Annotated in this window: 21 protein-coding genes; 18 read left to right on the top strand and 3 right to left on the bottom strand. The window is 48.9% G+C overall.

Annotated elements, in window-relative coordinates:
• Positions 1-8 precede the first annotated feature (8 nt).
• On the top strand, positions 9-1,937 hold the full coding sequence (locus tag B5477_RS03960; protein ID WP_079698513.1) for a rhamnan synthesis F family protein: 1,929 nt from the start codon (positions 9-11) through the stop codon (positions 1,935-1,937).
• Positions 1,938-1,953: 16 nt separating this feature from the next.
• Positions 1,954-3,237, top strand: a complete 1,284-nt coding sequence (locus tag B5477_RS03965; RefSeq protein WP_143533535.1) for a GT99 family glycosyltransferase N-terminal domain-containing protein — start codon at positions 1,954-1,956, stop codon at positions 3,235-3,237.
• A gap of 116 nt (positions 3,238-3,353) precedes the next feature.
• Here the strand turns inward: B5477_RS03965 and B5477_RS03970 are convergent, their stop codons facing one another.
• Positions 3,354-5,603: a vitamin B12-dependent ribonucleotide reductase gene (locus B5477_RS03970; RefSeq protein ID WP_079698515.1), complete on the bottom strand. Its 2,250-nt coding sequence runs from the start codon at positions 5,601-5,603 to the stop codon at positions 3,354-3,356.
• 136 nt (positions 5,604-5,739) lie between these two features.
• Positions 5,740-5,994, bottom strand: coding sequence for a sporulation transcriptional regulator SpoIIID (gene spoIIID, locus B5477_RS03975; protein ID WP_079698516.1), 255 nt, complete (start codon positions 5,992-5,994; stop codon positions 5,740-5,742).
• 182 nt (positions 5,995-6,176) lie between these two features.
• On the opposite strand from spoIIID, the gene B5477_RS03980 reads away from it, so the two are divergent.
• The 12 genes from B5477_RS03980 (at position 6,177) to B5477_RS04035 (ending at position 19,565) form a co-directional block, all read left to right on the top strand.
• Complete coding sequence (locus tag B5477_RS03980) at positions 6,177-7,379, top strand: glycosyltransferase (RefSeq protein ID WP_079698517.1); 1,203 nt, start codon at positions 6,177-6,179, stop codon at positions 7,377-7,379.
• A 34-nt stretch (positions 7,380-7,413) separates the two neighbouring features.
• Entirely contained in the window at positions 7,414-8,340 is a 927-nt protein-coding gene (locus B5477_RS03985; protein ID WP_079698518.1) for a glycosyltransferase family 2 protein, read from the top strand.
• A gap of 108 nt (positions 8,341-8,448) precedes the next feature.
• The gene (gene rfbA / locus B5477_RS03990; RefSeq protein ID WP_079698519.1) at positions 8,449-9,327 is read left to right on the top strand and encodes a glucose-1-phosphate thymidylyltransferase RfbA; all 879 of its coding nucleotides are present in this window, start codon (positions 8,449-8,451) and stop codon (positions 9,325-9,327) included.
• Positions 9,328-9,339: 12 nt separating this feature from the next.
• Complete coding sequence (gene rfbC / locus B5477_RS03995; protein ID WP_079698520.1) at positions 9,340-9,903, top strand: dTDP-4-dehydrorhamnose 3,5-epimerase; 564 nt, start codon at positions 9,340-9,342, stop codon at positions 9,901-9,903.
• Positions 9,900-10,919, top strand: coding sequence for a dTDP-glucose 4,6-dehydratase (gene rfbB, locus B5477_RS04000; RefSeq protein ID WP_079698522.1), 1,020 nt, complete (start codon positions 9,900-9,902; stop codon positions 10,917-10,919). The genes rfbC and rfbB overlap by 4 nt, the downstream gene beginning before the upstream one ends.
• A 60-nt stretch (positions 10,920-10,979) precedes the next feature.
• Positions 10,980-12,611, top strand: coding sequence for a glycosyltransferase family 2 protein (locus B5477_RS04005; protein WP_079698523.1), 1,632 nt, complete (start codon positions 10,980-10,982; stop codon positions 12,609-12,611).
• 163 nt (positions 12,612-12,774) lie between these two features.
• Positions 12,775-13,875 carry a rhamnan synthesis F family protein gene (locus tag B5477_RS04010; protein ID WP_159448918.1) on the top strand — a complete coding sequence of 367 codons (1,101 nt, stop codon included), beginning with the start codon at positions 12,775-12,777 and terminating at the stop codon, positions 13,873-13,875.
• Positions 13,872-15,611 carry a dTDP-4-dehydrorhamnose reductase gene (rfbD, locus tag B5477_RS15290; protein WP_079698525.1) on the top strand — a complete coding sequence of 580 codons (1,740 nt, stop codon included), beginning with the start codon at positions 13,872-13,874 and terminating at the stop codon, positions 15,609-15,611. The genes B5477_RS04010 and rfbD overlap by 4 nt, the downstream gene beginning before the upstream one ends.
• 31 nt (positions 15,612-15,642) lie before the next feature.
• A complete protein-coding gene (locus B5477_RS04020; protein ID WP_079698526.1) occupies positions 15,643-16,410 on the top strand; it encodes an ABC transporter permease in 768 nt (255 codons plus the stop codon).
• A gap of 11 nt (positions 16,411-16,421) precedes the next feature.
• Positions 16,422-17,165 carry an ABC transporter ATP-binding protein gene (locus B5477_RS04025; protein ID WP_079698527.1) on the top strand — a complete coding sequence of 248 codons (744 nt, stop codon included), beginning with the start codon at positions 16,422-16,424 and terminating at the stop codon, positions 17,163-17,165.
• A 47-nt stretch (positions 17,166-17,212) separates the two neighbouring features.
• Positions 17,213-18,619 carry an SH3 domain-containing protein gene (locus B5477_RS04030; protein WP_079698528.1) on the top strand — a complete coding sequence of 469 codons (1,407 nt, stop codon included), beginning with the start codon at positions 17,213-17,215 and terminating at the stop codon, positions 18,617-18,619.
• Between the two features lie 130 nt (positions 18,620-18,749).
• Entirely contained in the window at positions 18,750-19,565 is an 816-nt protein-coding gene (locus tag B5477_RS04035) for a biotin--[acetyl-CoA-carboxylase] ligase (RefSeq protein ID WP_079698529.1), read from the top strand.
• A 150-nt stretch (positions 19,566-19,715) separates the two neighbouring features.
• On the opposite strand, the gene B5477_RS04040 is transcribed toward B5477_RS04035, so the two are convergent.
• Entirely contained in the window at positions 19,716-20,537 is an 822-nt protein-coding gene (locus B5477_RS04040) for a histidinol-phosphatase HisJ family protein (RefSeq protein ID WP_159448919.1), read from the bottom strand.
• Between the two features lie 242 nt (positions 20,538-20,779).
• Here B5477_RS04040 and B5477_RS04045 point away from each other — a divergent pair, with 242 nt between their 5' ends.
• The 4 genes from B5477_RS04045 (at position 20,780) to B5477_RS04065 (ending at position 25,344) form a co-directional block, all read left to right on the top strand.
• A complete protein-coding gene (locus tag B5477_RS04045; protein WP_079698531.1) occupies positions 20,780-21,493 on the top strand; it encodes a GntR family transcriptional regulator in 714 nt (237 codons plus the stop codon).
• A gap of 13 nt (positions 21,494-21,506) precedes the next feature.
• Positions 21,507-22,679 (top strand): phosphopentomutase, encoded by a 1,173-nt coding sequence (locus tag B5477_RS04050; RefSeq protein ID WP_079698532.1) that lies wholly within the window; start codon positions 21,507-21,509, stop codon positions 22,677-22,679.
• A 9-nt stretch (positions 22,680-22,688) separates the two neighbouring features.
• A complete protein-coding gene (locus B5477_RS04055; RefSeq protein WP_079698534.1) occupies positions 22,689-23,498 on the top strand; it encodes an NYN domain-containing protein in 810 nt (269 codons plus the stop codon).
• A 1,150-nt stretch (positions 23,499-24,648) separates the two neighbouring features.
• Positions 24,649-25,344: a lysophospholipid acyltransferase family protein gene (locus B5477_RS04065; RefSeq protein WP_079698536.1), complete on the top strand. Its 696-nt coding sequence runs from the start codon at positions 24,649-24,651 to the stop codon at positions 25,342-25,344.
• The last annotated feature ends 6 nt before the right edge of the window (positions 25,345-25,350 follow it).

Consider the following 25,350-nt stretch of genomic DNA (forward strand, 5'->3'; position numbering starts at 1 on the left):
GTTTAGAGATGCAGCGAGTTGGAGTTTTTTTGTTCTATGATAAAGATGGCATTGTTGATGGCTATATCGATCACTATCTTAAAGAGTTAAGGAAGGTTACCGAATATTTGGTCGTTGTCGTAAACGGTAAGCTAACGCCGGAGGGACGAGAAAAGTTTTCCAAATTATCTGACGACTTCTTTGTGCGTGAAAATGTAGGCTATGATGTATGGGCCTATCACGATGCCCTGGATTATATTGGCTGGGATGAACTGAAAAAATACGATGAATTAATTTTGGCGAACTATACCCTCTTTGGGCCTTTGTATCCTCTGTCCGAGGCATTCGCAGCCATGGAGGATAAAAAATGTGACTGGTGGGGATTACATCGACGTTACGAGAATCGCAGTATAACAACTTATTTCGGAAAGCCTTTAAAATACGGATATTTACCAGAAGTTACGTTGTCAAATTTTTGGGTTATCAGAAAAAAACTACTGCACAGCTATGAATTTTGGCACTACTGGGCCAATATTCCCCCTATTAGCAGCTATATCGATGCCTGCCTTTATCATGAACCTACCTTCACGATGACCATGTGCGATGCGGGCTACACATTTGATACTTTTGATGGAGAAAGCCAACGGGGTGTCTATCGGACCCCCACGATTCAGGGTGCATACGATCAAATATCTCGACTGAAGGTGCCATTTGTCCGAAAAAAAGCGTTTTATGATCCCAATGGCACGCTGGATTTAGCTTCTGATGTTCCTCAACAAATTTTTAAATATCTTGCCGAACATACGGAGTATGATTGTGATCTGATCTGGGAAAATCTCCTCCGTACTGTAAATCAATACGATCTAAAAAACTGGCTAAACCTTAACCAAATACTGCCAATGGATTACTCGGTTGCAAAACCGGCACATACGGCAATCGCGGTTATTTTTCATGCTTTTTATATTGATATTATGGAACGCTATCTTCATAATATTGCGGCGTTTCCTGAAGGAACTGACTTTTTCTTTACTACCGATACGGAAGAAAAGAAGGCAGAACTTCAAAAATTGCTACTGCCTTATGAGAATCGTTTTCAAATTACATACAGTTTGGTGGAAAACAGGGGACGAGATGTTTCAGCCCTTCTGATAGGCTGTAGAGATGTGGTGTTGAGTAAAAAATACGATTTAATTTGTTTTATGCACGACAAAAAAGGGCTTGGAAGTCAGTCGGCATATACAAATATAGGTCAATCCTTTTCTGATTGTTGTTTTGAAAATATAGCTCCTACGGCGGACTATGTAAACAATGTCGTTGATTTGTTCAACCGACAGACCAAGCTGGGCATTGCTGTCCCACCGCCCCCAAAGAACGCAGATTACTATAAGATCATTGGAGGTTCATGGGCAAGCGATGCTAATTACCCCAATGTACAAAAGCTACTTTCGCAATTGAACATTTCCGTTCCTTTAGACCCTCAAAAGCCTCCTGTGGCACCTTATGGAACTGTATTTTGGTTTCGGCCGAATGCATTATTGCCGTTGTTTGAAAGAGAGTGGCGTTATACAGACTTTCCGGTGGAACCGTCTGCCAATGATGGTGAATTACCCCAAGCCATCGAACGCGCTTATAGCTTAATTGCACAGGGACGGGGCTACTATCCGTCCGTTGTTATGAGTTCTTCCTATGCTGAGCAGGAAGTGACAAGAATGACAGAAATTGCGCACACCTATGTAGACCTTACAATGAAGCATGTAGGCTGTTATCACTTTTTACACATTGCTACGAATCAATTTTCAAAAGTATTGGACGCTCAGTCAATGCCTATTGCTGTGCCGCAGAAAAGTCCTAATGTTTTGAAGAGGGTCGTAAAAGCATGCTTGCCGCGTTTTTTATGGGAGTTCTTACGTAAGATTCGATGTCGTATAAAAGGCTGGACCTATATACCGGAAAATTAAAGCAGGGTGAAAATTCATGTTTGTTCCTTTTGTATTTAATATGTCAACTTTTGATGAGGCTCCTTATTTATGGTGGTTCTACATGGGGTTGGATTTTGCAAAGCGGCATCATTCAGCAATCATAGCTCAAGAGATATATTGCACGACGCCGCCAGCTACATTTAGTGCCAAAGGACGTAAAGAAGCGTTTGATAAGGCCTATGTAGAAAACTGGGGATATAATTTGCCTCAAAATCGCGATCTCCAAATAGAACGAATTTACTCAATTCCTGATCAATTGCTTGATAAAATTGTAGTGGACAAAGGTTCTATTTCCGATGCTTTTTGCTATCTTCTTATGCAACCCGATGAGAGATTGGTTGACTTTTTTAGTGAGTTAATTCAAAAAATTGAAACAGATTGCAAAGAACCGATAGAAGCGTTCATAACATTGCTCCATCTCCCTAGCTTATCGGTTGCGGCAGAAAAAAACAACATACCGGTCATTCATTTTGAAATGGGGTGCTGGAGAAAACCCAAATATATCAACACTTCTTTTTGGGATACAGAAAACTTACTGGGTGGAGCCACCGTTGAAAAGCGGTGGAATCGTTTTTGCAGAGAGCAGAAAGAACGTCCTTTCCCAGTGTTCAGCAAGAAGGAATGTTTGGCGTTACTCCTTAGGAAAGAAAATCTGCATTACTTAAAATTATTTGATCGTAAACCCACAAAGAAAATGGGAGTCGCGCTGGGCTATGTGAATTATGAAACCTTTGCTTGTAAGACACATTTGAACGATTCTGAAATTCTTTATCGGGTGCGAAAGAAGTACGGTCTGCAAAACATGCTGGTCCGAAGACATTTTGGCGACCCCTATGGTGGGCAATACCCGCGGTATGCCTCTGCAATGGAACCAAAGGGGAGAAGTACATTGGAGTTTATCGCCGATTGCGAGACGGTTGTATCTTTAGTTTCAGGAACCGGGATAGAGGCAATGCTGTTGGATCGTAAAGCCATTACCTTATTACCCAGCCCATCCTACTTTGTTTCAGGACATGAGATAGAGAGAGAAGGATTGTGCGCAGGGGAAGACTTCCTTAGTTTTTTTGCTTTCTGCTATCTGATACCATGGGAATGCTTAATGAATATTGATTATATGCGCTGGCGCTTAACTAACCCCACGGAACGTGAGATTTATTATAAACATATTGAATTCTATTTCGAAAAAAAGCAACTCCCCAAAGAGCTGATTTTACAAGAGGCCGGTAATAGACTGCAAGGAATGTTGGAGGCCCAAGACTATAAAATGGGGAAATCATAATAATGCCATAATTTGTACATGTGGAAATATCTCCTTGCTTTTGTTAAACTATATTATAATAAAGCAAATCACCCGCTTCAACTTGTTGAAGCGGGTGATTTACATTTATATTAAAATCAGTTGCACTTACTGTACCCACAGGAGCGGCAGGATACGCAGCCGCCCTCGTGTTCGAGCGGCTGGCCGCATTCGGGGCAGAACTTAGCGGTCTTCAGCGCCGCGGGCGGAATGTCAACAGCTTTTTGCGCTTTTTCGGGAGTGATGACCGATCCGCCGGGCATCTGGCCGGCGCCGATCATATCGTTGACCTTCTTGACCACCCGGGCGATTGCGTCCGGGCAGGAGGTGCAGCTCATCCCGTCCCGCCGGATGGTGGACGGACAGCGGATCCCGCGCAGCTGCTCCAGGATTTTGTCGATCGAAACGCCGGAGCGCAACGCAATGGACACCAGCCGCGCGGTGGCCTCCGACTGGGAGGGGCAGCCGCCCGCCTTGCCGGTGGAGGTGAACACCTCACAGATGCCGTTCTCATCGTAGTTGACGGTGACGTAGAGGTTGCCGCAGCCGATCTTCATGCGCTCGGTAATCCCGCAGGTGACCTCCGGGCGCGGACGCGGGAAAATGGTGTTGGGGGCTGCGGCAGGCTTGGCATTGACCGAACCGATGTTGAGCACCTGGTTCTCCCGGCTGCCGTCGCGGTAGATGGTGACCCCCTTACAGCCCAGCTTAAAGGCCAGACGGTAGACCTCGGCCACGTCCTCGTGACTGGCCTCGTGGGTGAAGTTTACCGTCTTGGAGACGGCGTTGTCCACATGATTTTGGAAGGCGGCCTGCATCTTGACATGGTAGGTGGGACTGATGTCGTGCGAGCAGACGAACACTTTGCGGATGTCCTCGGGGATCTCCTCAATGTGGGCGAGAGAGCCGGCCCCGGCGATCTTCTTCATCAGCTCGTCCGAGTAGAGGCCGCGCTTCTGGAGCACACCTTTCAGGACCGGATTGACCTCCACCATCTCGGTCTTGTCCATCACGTTGCGGATATAGACGTAGGCGAAGACCGGCTCAACGCCCGAGGAGCACCCGGCGATGATCGACAGGGTGCCGGTCGGGGCGATGGTGGTCACGGTGCCATTGCGCAGGGCTTCGTATTTCCCGGCGTAGATGCTCTCCTCGAAGAGGGGGAAGCTGCCGCGCTCCTTTCCAAGCCGCACGCTCTCCTCCCGCCCGGTATCGGTGATGAACCGCATCACCTTCCCGGCGAGCTCCACCGCCTCGTCCGAGGCGTAGGAGAGGCCCATGCGCAGCAGCAGATCCGCCCAGCCCATCACTCCGAGCCCGATCTTGCGGGTCTGCTTGGTGGTGAATTCGATCTGCTCAAGGGGATATTTGTTGACCTCGATGACGTTGTCCAGAAAGTGGACCGCATCCCGCACCGTGGCGCCCAGCTTGTCATAGTCGAGCTCCACCACGCCGCCGTCGGTCTCGGACAGCATGTTGCACAGGTTGATCGACCCGAGGTTGCAGGACTCGTAGGGCAGCAGAGGCTGCTCGCCGCAAGGGTTGGTGCTCTCGATCTCCCCCTGGCCGGGCACCACGTTGTCCCGGTTGAGACGGTCGAGGAAGATGATCCCCGGCTCGCCGTTATGCCAAGCGCTGTCCACGATCTTTTCAAACACCTTGCGTGCGCTGAGCTTTCCGACCGCCTTCTTGCTCTTGGGGTCGATCAGCTCGTAGTCCCGGTCCTCTTCGGCGGCCATCATGAACTCCTCGGTGATCCCGACCGAGATGTTGAAGTTGGTGATGTCCTCATTGTTCTGCTTGCAGTCGATGAAATCCAGGATATCGGGATGGTCGATCCGCAGGATACCCATGTTGGCGCCCCGGCGGGTGCCGCCCTGCTTGACCGCCTCGGTGGCCATGTTGAACACCCGCATGAAGCTCACCGGGCCGCTGGCCACACCGCCGGTGGTGCGCACCGTGCTCCCCTTGGGGCGCAGGCGGGAAAAGGAGAAGCCGGTGCCGCCGCCGGATTTGTGGATCAGCGCCGCCTGCTTGACCGCCTCGAAGATGGCGTCCATACTGTCCTCCACCGGCAGCACGAAGCAGGCCGAGAGCTGGCCGAGGGGCCGGCCGGCGTTCATCAGGGTGGGGGAGTTGGGCAGAAAGTCAAGGTTGGTCATCATCTCATAAAAGCGCTGTTCGGTCTTAGAGACGTCGGCCTTCCTGTTAAAGGACTTGTCCGCCTTGGCGATCGCCCCGGCGACCCGGTGGAACATCCCCTCCAGGTCCTCGATGGGCTTGCCGTCCTCGTCCTTGATGAAATAGCGCTTTTCCAGCACGGTAAGCGCGTTTTTGGAAATTTTCATTATCCCTTTACCCCTTTATCTTGTTGATCCTTCTTTTTTGAACACTATATATTGTATCACGGCGGCTATAGCAGTGCAAGACAGAATAAAAGACGATTTGTATAATATCAATAGACTTATACAAATCGTCTTTTCACTAGATTTTCATGGCCGCATATTTGTTTTTGGTGGCCAGGCCCCCGCGGATGTGCCTCTCCAGCTTGTTTTGCTCGAGCACCCGTTTGACGTTGAGATAGAGTCCGGAATTGATCTGTGCGAGCCGCTCGGTGACATCCTTATGTACGGTACTTTTGGAAACGTGGAATACGCTGGCCGCATCCCGTACGGTCGCGTTGTTTTTGATGATATATTCCGCGAGCATAACCGCTCTTTCCTCGGGCAATCCTTTCAAGATGAAAACCCTCCCTGCAACGTAGTCTAAGACATGTATATGCGGGGGAGGGCGGGTTTAGGCGCTAATTTTCACAAAGAAACGCAACAACGGAAGGTTTGCAATACGAAGATAAAAAGGGTATAATAATAAAAACGTAATGGCCGGTCTATGCCAGGAAAAGCGGGAAAGGGGAGAATGAATTGCAGAAGGTCCTTTTGATCGTTTCCTCCCTCTCCGGCGGCGGCGCGGAACATGTGGCGCGTAAGAACCTTGAGATTCTCCTGCATGAAAAGGATTTTGACGTAGCCGTTTTGACCTGTGATAAAGCGTTGTGGGATCAGTATCCGGTCAAGCATTATCTCGCCAAGGATTTTCGCAAGGTCCGGGGGCCGGGCAAGGTGTTTGCGACCATGGGGATTCCGGAAAATTATAAAATGACCGCCCGGTGCCTCCAGGAGTTTCGGCCGGACATCATTCATCTGCACAACTATATCCCGTTTTCTCCGTCCATGCTGCGGGCGCTGAAGGAGTATAAGGAAAAGTGCGGCTGTAAGGTGATCCTCACCCACCACACCTACTCCTATATCTGCACCAATGATTCGCTCTATAACTATTCGCAGGACAAGCTTTGCGAGAAATGCATCGGGACGTTCGACACGACGATTATCCGGGACAATTGTGCCAATAACAGACTGGTCTCGCTGGCAAAGTATTTACAGAAAAATGAGATGTCGAAATTCTTTGCGGACCTGGTCGACGTCCACATTTCTCCGAGCGACTTTTTAAAAGCGGAGCTGCTAAAAGCAAATCCTCAGATAAAGGTCGAGGTTGTGAGAAATCCTTGCGTGGATAGGATAGAACCGGATTGCCTGGAGGCGAAAGAGAATACGGTCGTATTCTTCGGCAGAATCAGCAAAGAAAAGAATATCGTTAAGTTTGCCAGGCAGTTCATGCAAATTGAAATCCCCTTAAAACTTCTGATTATTGGGGACGGCCCTGAGGCTGACGAGCTTGAGGCTTTACTCAAGGGGGCCGATTACAACAGGATAGAATTTATTCATCGGTTTCTCAAGTCGGACGAGTTGTATGAAACAATAAGAACGGCCAAGTTTTATGTATTGCCTTCGATCTGGTTTGAAAACAGTCCGGTTTCGATTATTGAAGCGGTCAACTTGGGGATGATTCCGATTACCTCCAATATTGGGGGGATGAAAGAGCTGATCGATCTTTTTGGAGTGGGTTATACGTTTGATCCAATGAACGATCAGGAAGGCGCCGAAACATTAAAAACGGCTTACTTGCAGTATGAGTCGGATGTAGCCTCGCTTTTGCAGGCCAGGAGCCGGTTAAACCAATTCACGACCCAGGCGTATAGCCGGCACATACTGGCGCTGTATGAATAAATGACGAAACAAGCAAAGAGAGATTATTGAGAAAATGATTACAATTTTGATGGCAACCTATAATGGCGAAAAATATGTCGCGGAACAAATTGAATCGCTATTGCATCAAACGTATACCGAATTTCAGCTTTATATCAGGGACGATGCCTCAACAGATAACACCCTGGCAATTTTAAAAGAGTATCAAAATCAATATCCGGAAAAAATACATGTGCAAGCCAATGAAAAAAATACAGGAAACGCAAAACACAATTTTATTAAGCTAATGATTGACCATCACGATGATTATATCATGTTGTGTGATCAGGATGATGTATGGTTGGGAACTAAGATTGAACATACGCTGGCTAAAGTAAAAGAGATGGAACGGCAATTCGGGACGAACATGCCAATTGCTGTTCATACGGATCTGACTATAGTTGATGAATCCTTGAATATTCTTAAACCATCATTTCGGGAAGCCTCCAATATGAATTTTGAAAGGACACAATTTCACATCCAATTGGTCCAAGCAATTATGACAGGTTGTACGGTTATGTATAATCGTGCCCTAGGAGAATACATTACAAAAGAACCGGAGTATATGGTCATGCATGACTGGTGGCTGATGTTAATTGCTTCTGCATTTGGAAAAGTGGGGCATTTGGATGAGCAAACAATACTGTATCGGCAGCATTCCGGAAATGCGATAGGCGCAGTAGAGGTGAAGTCCCTTCGCTATCGTATAAACCGCGTTCTTCATCGAGACAAAGTGAAGCGTGATATAGCGGAATCATACAGACAGGCGGAAAGCTTTAAAAAGATGTATGGCAGTTTGCTGGAGGATGAAAATAGAAAAATGCTGGATTTCTATTGCGCTATTCCAGAGCACAATAAAATTCAGAGAGTATGGGAGATTTATCAGCTGGGAGTCGTTAAATCTGGTTGGATTCATTTATTATCCACGTGGCTTTTTCGATAAAAATCCATTATTTGGCGGTTTTTAGTCCATCGCGTTGAAATAGCTTGTTTTGTATGTTATACTCAATTCGAAAGTAATATTATAAAAATTATTTCAGGAGAGTGTGTTATGAAAGGTATCGTTTTAGCGGGAGGAAGCGGAACACGCCTCTATCCGTTGACTTTGGTCACCTCCAAGCAATTGTTGCCGGTTTATGACAAGCCGATGATCTATTATCCACTCTCTACCCTAATGCTGGCGGGTATCCGTGATATATTGATTATATCCACACCACAGGATCTCCCGAATTTTGAAAAGCTTTTAGGTGATGGCTCCAATTTGGGGATCAAACTTTCTTATAAGGTTCAGCCATCTCCTGACGGCCTTGCACAAGCGTTTATTCTAGGCGAAGAATTTATTGACGGCGACAGTTGCGCTATGGTCCTTGGAGACAACATTTTTTACGGAAATGGCTTTGTCAAGCACTTGAGGACGGCTGCCCAGCAAGCAGAGGGCGCTACAGTTTTTGGATATTATGTAGAGGACCCCGAGAGGTTTGGTGTGGTAGAATTTGATGAGAACGGAAAAGCGGTTTCACTCGAAGAAAAACCTTCCGTTCCAAAATCCAACTATGCAGTTACAGGACTTTATTTTTATGATAAAAATGTTTGTGATTATGCGAAAAGTCTGAAACCTTCTGCGCGTGGAGAGTTGGAAATTACGGATCTAAACCGTATTTATCTGGAGAAGGGTAGTTTAGAAGTGGTAACATTGGGACGCGGTTTTGCTTGGTTGGATACCGGAACGATTGATGCGCTCAATGATGCTTCGGAATTTATTAAGGTGATTGAAACACGGCAAGGAATTAAAATTTCGGCTGTTGAAGAAATAGCATTTAAAAATAGTTGGATAAATCGGCAACAGCTTTTGGAATCGGCTGATCGATATGGTAAATCAACATATGGCACCCATTTGAGGGCGGTGGCGGACAACAAGATCAAATATTGAAAGAGGCATAGTATGAATGTGATAAAAACGGAAGTCCTTGACGTTTATATTTTGGAGCCCCAGGTGTTTGGAGACCATCGAGGCTGGTTTATGGAAAGCTGGTCTCAAAAAAGCATGGAGGAGGCAGGGCTGCACTATAATTTCGTGCAGGACAACCAGTCTTTTTCAGCGCACAAGGGAACATTGCGAGGACTGCATTTTCAAAAGGGCGAGTACTCCCAAGCAAAACTGGTGCGCTGCTGTAAAGGTTCGGTTATGGATGTAGCGGTAGATCTAAGAAAGGGATCGCCAACTTATAAAAAGTGGGTGGCGGTTGAGCTTTCGGCCGAAAACAAACGTCAGCTTTTGATTCCGCGTGGGTTTGCGCATGCTTTCCTGACTTTGACCGATGATGTGGAGTTTCTTTATAAAGCGGATAATTTTTATGCGCCTCAGGCAGAAAGAAGTATTCTTTGGAGTGATCCTCAAATTGGCGTTCAATGGGGGATAGAGAATCCAATTGTTGCCGAAAAGGATGCCCATGCACCGTTGCTGAAAGAGAGCGATGTCGATTTTATATATGAGGTGAATTCATGAAGATCATCGTAACAGGTGGCGCAGGTTTTATTGGCGGTAACTTTGTTCATTACATGTTGAAGAAATATCCGGACTATAAAATTATTTGTCTCGACGCTTTGACTTATGCTGGAAATGTGGAAACACTAGTAGGCGTTATGGACAATCCGAGTTTTCTATTTGTGAAGGGAGATATTACAGACAGGGATACTGTATATGCTCTTTTTGAACAAGAGAAACCCGATATTGTTGTAAATTTTGCAGCAGAAAGCCATGTTGATCGTTCTATTCTCGATCCTGGAATTTTTCTTAAAACAAATATCCTTGGGACAGGAGTTCTGTTGGATGCCTGTAAAAAATATGGAATAAGGCGATATCATCAGGTATCTACGGATGAAGTGTATGGTGATCTTCCACTGGATAGACCCGATCTGTTTTTTACAGAAGAGACGCCACTGCATACATCCAGTCCATATTCTGCCTCTAAGGCATCAGCTGACCTTCTCGTTTTAGCTTATTATCGTACCTTTGGAACTCCGGTAAGCATCTCACGCTGTTCAAATAATTATGGACCATATCATTTTCCTGAAAAGCTGATTCCGCTTATGATTGCGAATGCTTTAGCAAACAAACCTCTTCCTGTTTATGGAAAAGGTGATAATGTTCGGGATTGGCTCTATGTGGAAGATCATTGTTCTGCCATTGACCTTATTATTCATAAAGGATGTGAAGGCGAGGTCTATAATATAGGCGGGCATAATGAACGAACTAATTTAGAAGTTGTTAAAACGATTCTGCGTGAGCTCGATAAGCCGGAGGACTTGATTCAATTTGTGACCGACCGTCCTGGGCATGACCGGCGCTATGCAATTGACCCATCTAAGATACATGGAGAGTTGGGATGGCTGCCTCAGACAAAATTTGATGATGGTATTAAAAAGACGATTCACTGGTACTTGAACAATAAGTCATGGTGGCAAAATATTATCAGCGGAGAATACCAAAATTATTATGATAATATGTATGGGAATCGGTGATTGCCGGTTCCCATACACTTTCTAATGATTTTCAGTTTGTAAAAATTTGGTGGTGAAAAAATGTTAAGCAGCACCTATTTAATAAAAGGTATCCGATTATTGTTCACAAAAGGGCCGGTCGTATTATATCGGCGCGTGATGTTACACGGTCAGAGATACCTTGCAAATTGGAAACTTAAAAGGTATTTGCAGATTGATGACCGGGAATTGGAAATTCAAAGAAATTACCGATTTCGTCAGTCTCCGGTTATTAGTATTCTTACTCCGCTTTATAATACGCCAGAGTGTTTCTTGCGAGATATGATTAATTCGGTTATAGGGCAAACCTATCCATATTGGGAGCTTTGTCTGGCAGATGGCAGCGATGTAGAAAACTCATATGTCGAAGAAGTATGTCGGGAATATGCCAATCTGGATTCCCGTATTCAATATAAAAAGCTCAAGGAAAATAGAGGGATTTCAGAAAATACCAATGAATGCATTCGCATTTCATCCGGGGAATTCCTGGGGCTTTTGGATCACGATGATATTCTTCATCCTAGCGCGTTGTTCGAAGTGGTATTATCCATTAACAAATACAATGCGGATTTTATCTTCACCGATGAGGTCAAATTTTCACATAATATAAATGATCCTTATGACCCGGCTTTTAAGCCGGATTTTTCTGAAGAAGAGCTTCGTGCTTTAAATTATATTTGTCATTTTACGGCTTTTAAACGACAGTTAATTGATCAGGCCGGTGCGTTTAATAGTACTTACGATGGCAGTCAAGACCATGATCTGGTTTTACGTTTAACAGAAAAAGCGGAATGTATTATTCATATTCCCAAGGTGCTATATTATTGGAGAGTACACAAAGAATCTGTGGCCTTTAGCATTGAGGCAAAGCATTATGCCATTAAAGCAGCCCAAGAAGCGATCCTTTCGCAATTGAAACGATGTAACGAAAAGGGAAAGATTGAAAGTACTGAATTATTTCCAACGGTTTATCGCATTAAATATGAATTGGCAGAAAAGTCTCTGGTTTCTATCATAATTAGTGGTGGGAGTCTAGCCCAAACTAGACAATGTAAATTGTTGCTAAAAAAAGCTTTGAGTTATCAACCATACGAAATTATTTGCTCTGAAAATCCGTTGACAGTTAGCAATGAAGAAATAAGGAAACAGACGAATGGAAAATATATTTTATTGCTTGATACTTCTTTAATTTCGATCGGGGAGGATTGCATACAAGAATTATTAATGCTGTTGCAAAAACCGAAAATAAAATTAGTCGGGGGAATGCCGATTAACCATAAACAAAAATTGTTGTATGCCGGTATTACCTATACCCATAATATGAATGAACCACTTTGTTATTGGCACGAAGGACTGTCTACGGATCTAATAAGATATAAAATGGAATTACATCATGTCAGGAGTACAACCGCATTGTGGGAAGGCTTTATGATGTTTAAGGCAGATGATTGGAGAAGGACGGGTGGGTTTTCCGGCTTGACGTCCGATTTTCTAGGCCCTGATTTATGTTTACGGCTGAAAGGGGATGGAGAAATACTATGGACTCCTTATGCAAAGGCTGTATTTAAAATTAATAGAATCAGAAAGAACCAAGATTTTACTGACAGATTCTTTTATGACCATTGGGGCCAGCTATGTAAGCAAAACGATCCCCATTGCAATCCGAATTTTTAAAAATTTAATTTTATTTAGTAATCTTTTGAATAGCAAACTTTTAAATTGCAATGCTTAATGTATAAGCATTTTGTTGCTTTGTGGTAATTAATGAATTATAATATAAGTTGTTTAAATTTACAGAAGATAGTAAGATATATCAGCTATGCGATCGGAAGAAAATATGATAACTAAAGATAATTCTAAATCTGGTGATAACCTGATTGAGTATAAACCAAAGCAACCTATTTTGAAAGAAATGGGTTCTATTAAGCGTCTAGGAATTTACTTCTTTTATGACGCCGATGGCATTGTGGATGATTATGTGTATTATTATCTTGAAAGCCTGAGGCCTTTTTGCCAGGAGCTTTGTGCTGTAATTAACGGAAAAATTTTGGAAGAAGGAAAAAATGGCCTTGAGAGTAGATGTGACCAATTAATAATTCGTGAAAATATTGGTTTTGATTCTTGGGCGTATAAAGAAGCGATTGAATCATATGGTTATGATTATATAGCGAGCAATTTCGATGAGTTGTTGCTAAATAACTATACAAATTTTGGTCCGATTTATCCCTTTTCTGAAATGTTTGATGTAATGGATAAAAAGCAGTGTGATTTTTGGGGTCATAACCGATATATTGGCCATGATGATTATATTGCTGATTCCAAAATTATAGATCATCTCCAGTCATATTTCATATCTTTCAGAAAAAGCATACTACAGTCGTCGAGTTTTAAAGAGTATTGGGAGACCCTTTTAATACCGGAAAGCTATGAACAGGCGATCGCTTACCATGAATTGCGCTGTACACAATATTTCGAATCACGGGGGTTCGTGTCGGCGGCCTATATGCCGTGGAAAGACTATGAAAAGTTCTTAACGAATGCCCCTGTGTTTTTTGCCTATTCTCAATTGACTAAGGATAGAAGTCCGCTTTTAAAAAGAAAAGTGTTTTTTGTTAAAGAAGGACAATTTGAATTTCCTCTTCTTGAAACGCATTCCGTTTATAATTTGATAGAATTTATAAATAGTTTTACAGACTATGATACAAAGCTGATTTTGCAGAATATAGAAAGAGTCTGTAACCTTAATTCTCAAACATCAAAACCAAACCTTTCTTTTTTTAGGCGTGTACTATTGCATTGGATTTATTGGTTATTGCCGTCTCGTCGTGTCGGTTGTGCCATAAGGCTGAATACTCCTTTTTGCCGTGACAAATTTATTGGACTTTTACAAAACGGTTCCAATTCAATAAATATTCCTAATAAAGGTGGGATGGTATGAGAATCTTAATAACTGGAATTACGGGACAACTGGGAATGGAATTGTTCAATCAATTGTGTTCAGGCTCATCTTCAATCGGACCGATTCCCTCCTGTTATCAAGAGGCCGAGATTATTGCGCCGAAGCATAGTGAAGTGGACATTACCAATTATGCTGCAATACAAAATTTGTTTAAAGAGAGTCGTCCGGAATTGGTATTTCATTGTGCTGCAATGACCGCGGTTGATGCTTGTGAAGAGCAAAAAGATGTGGCTATGGATATTAATGCTGAGGCGACCAAGATTATTTCTCAAGAGTGCGATGCTATTGGAGCCAAGTTGGTATATATTTCAACTGACTATGTTTTTGATGGAAAAAAGAAGTCTCCTTATATTGAAACAGACACCTGCAATCCATGCAATGTATACGGGTTGAGTAAATATCAGGGTGAAGTATTTGCCTCTTCATATTGTTCCAGATTATTTATTGTTCGTACGTCTTGGCTATATAGCAAATATCACAGGAATTTTGTTCGTTCAATATTAAATAAGGGACGTACGGAGAAACAGTGGAGTGTCGTGGATGATCAGATCGGAAGCCCAACCAATGCAGAAGATTTGGCTTTTCACATTTTAAAACTGGCCGCAACTAACCACTTTGGAATTTATCATTGTACAGGGGATGGCGTCTGCACTTGGTTTGAGTTCGCTCAAAAGATTCTTGAATTTAGTGGTTATTCTGCTAATGTACTGCCATGTAAATCGGATGAGTTTCCATCGAAAGCTATACGGCCTGCCAACTCGGTATTAAATCATGAGAAATTGAAGGGCGTGGTTGGAGATGAAATGCGGCCTTGGCAGACGGCTCTGCGTGATTGTCTGATCAAGATGGAACATGAACCGAAGAGAGTCTTGGTAACAGGGGCGGGAGGTTATATTGGCCGCCATGTTGTAAAAGCGTTGCTTGATATGGGGCATCATGTTATGGCGGCAGCTTATCATGCTGAGCGGGTTGATAGCGCCGCTCAAGTTATTAGTAGTGAAATATTTTCTGGGGATCCAGAAGTATATAGAATTTTTGGTTCACCGGACGTATTGATTCACTTGGCTTGGCAGGATGGCTTTATCCACAATAGCGATGCCCATATGGGGAATTTACCCCTCCATCTCCGTTTTTTACGTGATATGATAGTAGGTGGGGTGGCTCAGGTTGCTGTTATGGGCACAATGCATGAAATCGGCTATTGGGAGGGGGAAGTAAATGATAACACCCCTACCAACCCCCTATCATTTTATGGAATCGCGAAAAATTCATTGCGGCAATGTATGAGTGTGCTGTCTTCACAGTATCCAAATACTGTTTTTCAGTGGCTAAGGGCTTTTTATATCTATGGAGATGATAGGTATAGCAATTCGATTTTTGCAAAAATAGTTGCGGCTGTAGAGCAAGGTCAAAGTAAATTTCCTTTTAATACAGGGACAAACCGATATGATTTTATAAGCGTGGAAGAACTTGGAAGACAAATTGCCGCTGCTGCGACGCAAAAACAGATATCAGGTATTATTAATTGTTGTTCAGGAAAGGATGTTTCATTACGGGATCAAGTAGAGCAGTTTATAGAGTATAATGGATTGCCTATTAGTCTGGAATATGGTGCATTTCCTAATCGAAAGTACGATTCGCCATGTATTTGGGGGAACGCTGACAAAATCAATTCGATCATGAGAAATCTGGAAAAGGATAGGGCACGGCATTGACTTTAATTTGGATGACAAAGGGATTGTTTATATGTTGAATAACCTTAAGCGGTACCGTTTTTTATTTGAAGAGTTGGTAAAAAGAGACTTCAAAGCGAAATATAAAAGAACTGTGCTGGGTATAATTTGGAGTATACTCTCACCTTTGCTTACGCTATTGGTTATGACGGTAGTGTTTCAAAAATTTTTTGGAAGAGATACCCCGCATTTTACGATTTATTTGTTTGCTGGGAATCTTTTGTACACTTATTTTACCGATGCCACGAATGGGGGGATGCGTTCCCTCATGAGCAATGCGAACATTTTTACCAAGGTTAATGTCCCTAAATATATGTTTTTATTATCGCGAAATGTACAGGCCTTCGTGAATTTTGCAATAACCTTGGTGGTGTTTTTTATTTTTGTGTTGTTCGATGGCTTGCCAATTCGCTGGACGTTTATCCTTCTTCTGTATCCAATAGCTTGCTTAACAATTTTTAATATTGGAGTCGGTATGATTTTATCGGCCCTATATGTTTTCTTTCGTGATATTGAATATCTATACAGCGTTTTCACCTTGATGTTGATGTACGTTTCCGCAATATTTTATAATATCAACGTATATGATATTAAAATTCAATATCTTTATTATCTCAATCCGCTTTATGTGTATATACGATATTTTCGAAAAATTGTAATTGATAATTCGATTCCTATGCCAAGCTTCCATCTTTTGTGTGCATTCTATGCTCTTGTCATGCTCGCAATCGGTTGCTGGATGTATAAAAAATACAACCAAAAGTTTTTATATTACGTATAGGGGGTTGCGAGATGGTATTAGAATTGCAAGACGTAGCAATCCGCTATATGACGGGTGATTTTAAAGAGATTGGCCTTAAAGAATATGTGATACGCAAGCTAAAGCATAACTATACTGTTCATGAGTTTTGGGCTGTGGATGGGGTGTCATTTTCCCTGGAAGCGGGAGAAATGCTTGGGATAATCGGCACCAATGGAGCGGGAAAATCAACCCTGCTTAAGGTGATATCCGGTATAATGGAGCCCACAAAAGGAACTGTAAAAAGGGAGGGTACAATTGCGGCACTGCTTGAGTTGGGAAGCGGTTTTGACCCTGATTTAACAGTTCGTGAGAATACCTATTTGCGGGGAGCTATGTTGGGATATACCAAAAAATTTATGGACGATACCTATGATCAGATCGTAGATTTTGCTGAGCTGAGAGAATTTCAGGATCGTCGGTTTAAACAGCTATCTTCTGGTATGAAATCTCGGCTGGCGTTCTCCATTGCTTCTTTGGTTAGTCCAGATATTTTAATTTTGGACGAAGTTTTGTCGGTCGGAGACGGAGCTTTTCGCAAAAAAAGTGAAGCGAAAATGCGCGAAATTATCCATGGAGGCGCAACAACTATTTTAGTATCCCATTCTCTTGACCAAGTAAGAGAAATGTGCAGTAAAGTTTTGTGGTTGCATAAAGGCAAGCAGATCGACTTTGGTGAGACGCAACCGATTTGTGACCGATATCAGGATTATTTAGATGGAAAATTTAGGATTTGAAGATAGGAGTTAAGTTCAAAATTAATATTATTAAAAAGGAGGCGCTTATGAAAAAAAAATTACTCAACATTCTTGCCCTGTCCACCGCCCTGGTGTTTCTATTTTCCGGCTGCAAAACGCAGTCCGGCGACGGGGAGGTTTCTTCCTCCGAACCGGAGAACAACAACTCGGCCACGGGCGTTTCGGTCGATCCGAACAGCGCGGACTACTGGATCAGCACCCTTGAGAGCCCGGATGAAATCCTGATGAACGAGCAGGAGATCATACAATATAACCAGAGCATTATTGGAACAGAGGGGACGAAGTGCGTCGACCTCGGCTCCTACCCGGAAAAGCTTTCCAAGTCCGAGTTGACGGCCCTGCTCCAGGAGGACAAGCCTTCTGAGGAGGACCGGTACATAGGGGAGCGAAAGGCGGACAGCGCCTATTATGCGCAGCTGCAGCAAAACGTCAACCTGGCAGGCGTCAAGGAGGAAAATCCGGTCCGCTACGGCTATGTGATCGACAACGCGCCGCTGCGCACCTTCCCGACCTGGGACCCGTCCTATGAATTTGAAAGCGACATTGAATTCGACCTCTTTAACGAAACGGTGCTCAAGGTTTGGGAACCCGCCATTATTCTACACGAATCGACAGACGGAAAGTGGTATTATGTCCAGAGCTATAACTATCGGGGCTGGGTCAACCACGAGTACATTGCGCTGTGTGAAAAGGCCGAATGGGAGAAGTATCTCTCGCCCGCTGAGGTCTTGGTAGTAACCGGGAATAAGATCGAACTCAACCAAAACCTCTTCAGTCCCGACATCTCGGGACAGAAGTTCTTTATGGGGACGGCGCTGCCCCTTGTTCCGGAGTCGGAGGTTCCCGAGGTGATCGACTCCATGACCTCCGAGAGCGGCTACGCGGTCTATTTCCCGACCCGCAGTGAGGAGGGGCGGCTGGTGGTCAAGCAGGCGCTGGTGCCCTATAACGCCGATGTTTCAGTCGGCTACCTGCCCTATACCAGGCGGAATATCGTCGCCCAGGCGTTTAAGCTCCTGGGGGACCGGCACGGCTGGAGCGGTCAGAACGAGAGCCGTGACGCTTCGGGGCTTAGCATGGACGTCTTCGCCTCCTTCGGCATCCGGCTGCCGCGCAATTCCTCCCAGCAGAAGCTGATTCTGGGAGAACGGATAGAACTGGAAGGGAAGGACGACAGCCAGAAGCTCAGCGAACTTGAGAAGGCCAATGCGGGTGATCTGTTGGCAACGACCAAGCACGTTGCCATCTACCTCGGGACGATCGAGGGGAAGCCCTATGTGCTGCATTCGATTTACACCGTCTATGAGAAGAATGGCGACAAGCTCGAAGAAAAGCTCGTCAATGCGATCGTGGTGAGCGATCTGGATACCCTGGATTCGGACGGGAACACCTACCTCGCCGACTCCATTGCCCTGATAACGCCCAAGGCCTGATCCCTTTGCCATCGCACCCGCAAGGGTGTTGATGATATATCCCCACCTACTGAATAAGCCGGCTTAAGCATTTAAGTTGGCTTATTCATTTTTATGGTGTAAAATAGGGAGTGCGAGGAGGGAAGCCGCCATGTCGAGAGATCGGATACTGGCCTATTTCGAGGAGCATAAGGGGGAGGTCGTTCCCGGGAATGAGCTGGCTTTGCTGCTGGGCATAACCAGAAGCGCCGTTTGGAAGAGCGTGCAGCAGCTGCGGCAGGAGGGGTACGACATCACTTCCCTCAAGCGCACCGGCTACCGGCTGGAAGAAAATTCGGACATCCTCTCCGAGGTGAAGATTCGCAGCGGGCTGAGCGCGCCGCTGAAAAACGCCAGGATCGCGGTCTATAAAAGCGTGGACTCCACCAACCTGCAAATCAAGCTCGCCGCCCTCAAGGGGGACGGCGAATGGACCATCGCGGCCAGCGAGGAGCAGACGAAGGGGCGCGGGCACCGCCAGCGGGAGTACCCCTCCCCCAGCGGCAAGGGGGTCTATCTCAGCGTGCTGCTGCGCCCGCGGGGACTTTCGGACCCCCGGCGGGAGCTGCCCATGCTCGCCGCACTCGCGGTCTGCGGCGGGATTCGTGAGCGCACCGGCGTCGCCGCAGGGATCGCCGGCGCGGACGATATCGTCTATGGGGGTAAGAAGCTCTGCGGGATACTCTGCGAAATGATGTGCGAGTGCGAAAGCGGCCAGGTCGAGTTCGCCGCCATCGGGATGGGGATACGGGTCTATATGCCCGAGGAGGAGAGCGAGACCTCGCTCGGGACCGTTACCGGGTGCTACTACAACCGCAGCGAGCTGATCAGCGCGATCGTGAACCGGCTTTATGAACAGTATACGGCGTTACAGGCGGGGGGGGGGGAGCGGCTTTTGAAAGACTACCGCCGCTTACAGGTAAAATGAAACAGGCCCCCGCGCATACATAAGGGGCGCACTTCTTTTCTTCCGGACGGGGGTGGAACCCCGCCCCTCTCAGAGTATGGCAGGCAAAGCCTGCCATACTTCCTTGTAAGTGCTGCCGGAACACGCGGGGGGCCTGTTTAAAAAGAAATTCTATGCGATCGGATAGAAGGAGGGCTTGCGCTCCTGGTAGAGCGCGAGGTGGTCAAAGCCCGCCGAGAGGGCGAGACGGCGCGCGTCGTCGAAGTTGGCGGCGATGTCTTTGGCGAAATGCGCATCCGAGCCGACGGTGAGGATCTCGCCGCCCAGCTCCCGGTAGAGTTTTAAAATATCCAGCGAGGGCATGGGCAGCCCGACCTCCTGGCGCAGGCCGGAGGTGTTGATCTCCAGGCCCTTGCCCCGCTCGATGATCCGGCGCAGCACCTGCGCCACCTCATCTTTATAATCCAGCAGGCTGACGGTAAAACCGCTCTTGGCAGCGTAACGCTTGATCAGGTCGAGATGGCCCGCGCAGTCGAAGTCCGCCTTGTCCGCCATCTGGTAGAGCCCGTCGATGTACTCGAGGCACATGGCGTCCAGCGTTTCGGCGCTGTAGGGCACGTCCCCCAGGTCCTTGCCCTGCTTGTTAGGCTTGTGCACCGAGCCGATCACATAATCGTAATGATGCTTAACATGCAGGATATCATGGGCATGCTCCGGCCAATAATAATGTTGGCCGATCTCGATCCCGGCCCTGAGAACCAGCCGGCCCTCGAACTCCCTTTGGCAGATGGAGAGCATCTCGTCATACTCATCCAACAGCGCGGGGTCCATGCACATCTTGTCTCTCGTTTTGGGATAATACTCGAAGTGCTCGGTCACGCAGATTTCCTTTAGCCCCTTGTCAATGGCCGCCTGGCACATGAGGCGCATCTCGTCGTGCGCGTCGGGGGAAATCCTGCTGTGCATGTGGTAGTCCGCTATAATCCGGTTCATCCCGTCCATCCTCCATCCTTAATTGTCCTATCCTGAATTCTAGCACCAGCGGGGGTGGGGTGTCAAGAAAGCCCCCGCCGCTTGGCTTTGGGAAGCGAAATCTTTGCCGTTTTGACTAAGAATCCATCTTCGCGCTTGCTTTTAATTGTATTATATTGTATGATACCATTATGAGGAAGAGGGGCCGGTTTCGCCCCGCGGCGAAACCGGCATGAAACGCCCAGAGAGGATTGGTCACGACTATGGAGCTCAAAAGTTCAGATATGCAGCCGCTGTATAAGCAGCTGAAAAGCATTTTGCAGGGGGAGATCGAAAGCGGGCGGTACCAGAAGGGGGAGAAAATCCCCACCGAGCTGGAGCTCAGCCGCCGCTACCACGTCAGCCGGATCACGGTGCGCAACGCGCTCGACGAGCTGACCAAGGAGAACCTGCTGGTGAGAAAGCAGGGCAAGGGGACCTTTGTGACGGCGGACAAGATCAGCCAGCCGGTTTCGGGGATACGCGGGTTTTCCGAGATGTGCCGCGCCAACGGCTGCGAGCCGGGGGCCAAGGTGATCAAATCGGTGATCGAGGACGCGGGCGAGCAGGACATCGCCGAGCTGCGCCTGCAGCCGGGGGCCAAGGTCATCGTGCTCGAGCGGATCCGCTCTGCCGACGGGGTGCCGGTCTCGTATGAGATTTCCCGCTTCCCCGAGCGCTTCTCGTTCCTGCTGCACGAGGACCTCAACAACTGCTCGATGTTCGACCTGCTCAAGGAGAAGTATGCCGTCACCTTCGAGAAGGCGACCAAGGTGATCGAGCTGGCCTTCGCCACCTATGAGATGGCGCATTATCTCGAAATCCCCAGCGGGTACCCGCTGCTCGCGATCCGCAGCATGGCGCGGGACCAGGACGGGCTGCCGGGGCACCGGGCCATGCAGTTCATCGTGGGGGACAAATTCAAGCTGATCGTATAAAGGAGCGCAAAGTATGAAAACAAAACGGGTCTTCCTCATCGTGCTGGACAGCTTCGGCATCGGCGAGGAGCCGGACGCCGCCGAATTCGGCGACGAGGGGAGCGACACCCTGGGCTCGGTCAGCCGCAGCCCCTATTTCTGTATGCCGGTCTGCCGGCGGCTGGGACTGCTGAACATCGAGGGGATTTCGGCGCCCGAGCCGGTCGCAAATCCGGCCGGGAGCTTTGCCAGGATGCGCGAGCGCTCCAAGGGCAAGGACACCACCATCGGGCACTGGGAGATCGCGGGGATCGTTTCCCCCAAGGCCCTGCCCACCTATCCAAACGGCTTCCCAAGGGAAGTGCTCGAGCGCTTCGAGCGCGAGACCGGGCGGGGAGTGCTCTGCAACAAGCCCTATTCCGGCACCCAGGTGATCGCCGACTACGGCGAGGAGCACCTGAAAAGCGGCAAGCTGATTGTCTACACCTCGGCGGACAGCGTCTTCCAGATCGCGGCGCACGAGGAGCTCGTCCCGCCTGAGGAGCTCTACCGGTACTGCCGCATGGCGCGGGAGATCCTCTGCGGCGAGCATGCGGTGGGCCGGGTGATCGCGAGGCCCTTTACCGGCGCGCCGGGGAGCTTCGCCCGCACCCGCAACCGGCACGACTTCTCGCTTCAGCCTCCGGGGGAGACTATGCTCGACGCCCTTTCCCGCGCGGGGAAGGTCACCATCGGGGTGGGGAAGATTTCGGACATCTTCGCCGGGAAGGGGATCGGGGAAAGCTACCCCACCAAGTCCAACCGCGACGGGATGGACAGGACCTTCGCGCTGCTGCAAAAGGACTTCGAGGGGCTCTGTTTCGTCAACCTGGTGGACTTCGACATGCTCTTCGGCCACCGCAACGATGTGGACGGGTACGCGAAGGCGCTCGGCGAGTTCGACGCGCGGCTGGGACTGCTGCTGCATGAGCTGGGGGCGGGGGATGTGCTCATCCTCACGGCCGACCACGGCTGCGACCCGGCCACCCCGAGCACCGACCACTCGCGGGAATACGCCCCGATGCTCATTTACGGAGAGCGGATCCAGGGCGGGGTGGACCTCGGCACGCGGGAGACCTTTGCGGACATTGGAAAGACGGTGCTCGACCTGCTGGGAGTGGAGGGCCCGATCGCCGGGACCTCGTTCCTGCCGCAGGTCGAAAGATAAGGAGGAGCCATGCCCAACGACAACAAATTCGCCGTGCTCATCGACGCGGACAACGTATCCGAGCGGTACATCAAGATCATCCTGGACGAGATCTCGAAGGACGGGATCGCCACCTACAAGCGCATTTACGGGGACTGGACCCGTCCCGAGCTCGGCTCCTGGAAGAAGGTGCTGCTCGACCACTCGATCCTGCCGGTGCAGCAGTACGGCTACACCAGCGGCAAGAACGCCACCGACTCGGCAATGATCATCGACGCGATGGACATCCTCTATTCCGGGCAGGTGGAGGGCTTCTGCCTGGTCTCCTCGGACAGCGACTTCACCCGCCTGGCCGCCCGGCTGCGCGAGTCGGGGATGATCGTGGTCGGAATGGGGGAACGCAAGACGCCCAAGGCCTTCATCTCGGCGTGCAACCGCTTCAAGTATCTGGACATCCTGGCAACGGTGGAGCCGGCGAGCGCGCCGCCCGTCGCCGCCGAAGCGCCGTTGCCGGTGAAGGCCCGTTCCCGGGGCGGCCGCGCGCAGGAGCAAAAGGAAGCGCCGCCCGCTCCCGAGGCGCAGAGCGAGCAGTCCGAGACCGGGCTTGCCACCATCAAGGAGGCGCTGCGGGCCATCGTGGCGGAAAACTCGGACGAGGACGACCGGCTCTTTATCGGCACGATCGGGAACCTGCTGGTCAAGCGGTACCCGGACTTCGATGTGCGCAACTACGGCTACAGCAAGCTGACCCCCTTCATCCGCTCGCTGGGGATGTTTGAAATCCAGAGCGAGCGCGGCGGCGAGGGCAGCAGTAAACTGATTTATGTGAAGCTTAAGTAGCGGCGGGGCCGCTTCGGGGCTGTCCGCCCCGCACCCCGACCCCTTTCTTTTGTTTGAAAAGAAAGGGGGAAAGAAAGCAAACAAAGGAGGGGACACCCCTCCTTTGAGACCACCCCACGCGCGACCACGCGCGGACTATACACAGTTGCGCTCGCCGCGAAATGCGAAGCCCCGCTCCGGAAAACCGGAGCGGGGCTTTTTGCCCGCGAAGGCGACTGATGGCAACAACGATTGCACCCCCTTCGGGGGCCCTTTCCCGCGCAGGGGGTCTCCCTCGCCGGAGCCTTCCCGATCGGTTTCCAAAGGACTAAGTCCTTTGGCGGGTGCGGGCGGCGCCCGCGACCTTTCCGGGTTGCTGTCACTCGCGTCCACAAATCCTCTCCCGGATCAGGAAGGGGAGCAAAAAGCTTCCAGTGGAAGGTTTTTGCGTGGGGAAACCCTATCAAGGGGTTTCCCCATGGCGGCCCCGCCGGCATCCTCTCCCCTGAAAAAATGGCCGGTGCCCGCGTGCCCGCAGGCGGCCCCGCCGGCATCCTCTCCCCTGAAAAAACGGCTGGTGCCCGCGTGCCCGCAGGCGGCCCCGCCGCCATCTTCTCCCCTGAAAAAACGGCCGCCGCCCGCGCACCCGCAGACAGCCCCGCCGCCACCAAAAAGGGGATTTCGCTTTTCGCCAAAATCCCCCAATATCCCCCTTTTTTCTTGCCTTTTTCTCCCGCCCGTGCTATAATAGACCCATGGGGTTTTCTTGCAAAAGAGAAAGCCACGGCAGCCTCCCGTGTCGTTACCACGAGAGACCAGTCCGTCAGGTGTACTAGGCACCCAACGTCCTACCGGAATTCCGGCACCGTAGCGATCTCCGCTACAATTATAACACATTTCCCTCTCCTTGAGAAGGACTGTGCGCCGTCCGGCCAGGAAAAAACGCATTTTTTGCGCATGTTGGGTTGCGTTGCCTCTTCGAGGCACACCCGATATGCGCTTTTTCATTTGCAGCGGCACCCTTTGCGGGCGGCATTTGGCTCTGGCAAAGTGCGCCCTGCGGGGGTTCCCCGTGCGGGACGGGGGCCGGCTTCCCCGTCCCGCGGAAAACCCCTTGACTTTAAAGGCGCCCGGAACAACCCGCCGGGCGCGGTCAAGGGGGAAAGAAAAAATGGAAAACGTTGAAAAAAAGATCCTGCCCTCCCCATACGAGTTTTGGGGAATGGACCCGTTCGGTGAACTGTTCACCCTCGGTCGCCGGCTCGAGGAGGCGCTCCAGGCGCTCGACGACCTGCCCGGCGACCGGGACACTCTCTTTTTCTGGCTCTATGCCTGTGTTCGCGGTGCGCAAACGCAAATCCAGCCCGCCTGGGTGCGCTCCTGCGGGCGGGCCTGTGGAGTCGAGGCAATGCGCATCGCCGAGGAGCTCGGCTCCGGCGGCCGGATTTATCGCCGCTATGCCGAGAGCCTTGTGGGCGAAGCCATGCCGCTGCCCAAGCGGGAACCACGCGAGTTCGCACGTTTTACGCTGCTGTTTGCCGACGCGTATTTAAAGGAGGTTTATCCCGACTGGAAGAACGAGCTCTGCCACAAAATGGACGAAACGCTCAACGCGGGGTATTTGAAGAGCATGCTGGATGCCGTCTACCTGAACAACCAGCCCGCGCCGCCCCTGTTTATGGATTTTTACACACTGCTGCAAAATTATTTGTTGCCGACCACTCTGTGGGACGAATTTTTCACCGGCTACCGGGAGATTACGCTGGAGCTGTTGCTCCGCCGCGTCCAGCTGGAGACTTCGCAAAAGGCGCTGGATACCTTCCGCCGCACCTGGTTCACCCGCCCGGCCGACGTGGAGCCGGACTAGGGCGGG

Origin of the sequence: Provencibacterium massiliense (assembly GCF_900169495.1) — a bacterium.
In the GTDB taxonomy this organism is placed as follows: Bacteria; Bacillota; Clostridia; order Oscillospirales; family Ruminococcaceae; genus Harryflintia; species Harryflintia acetispora.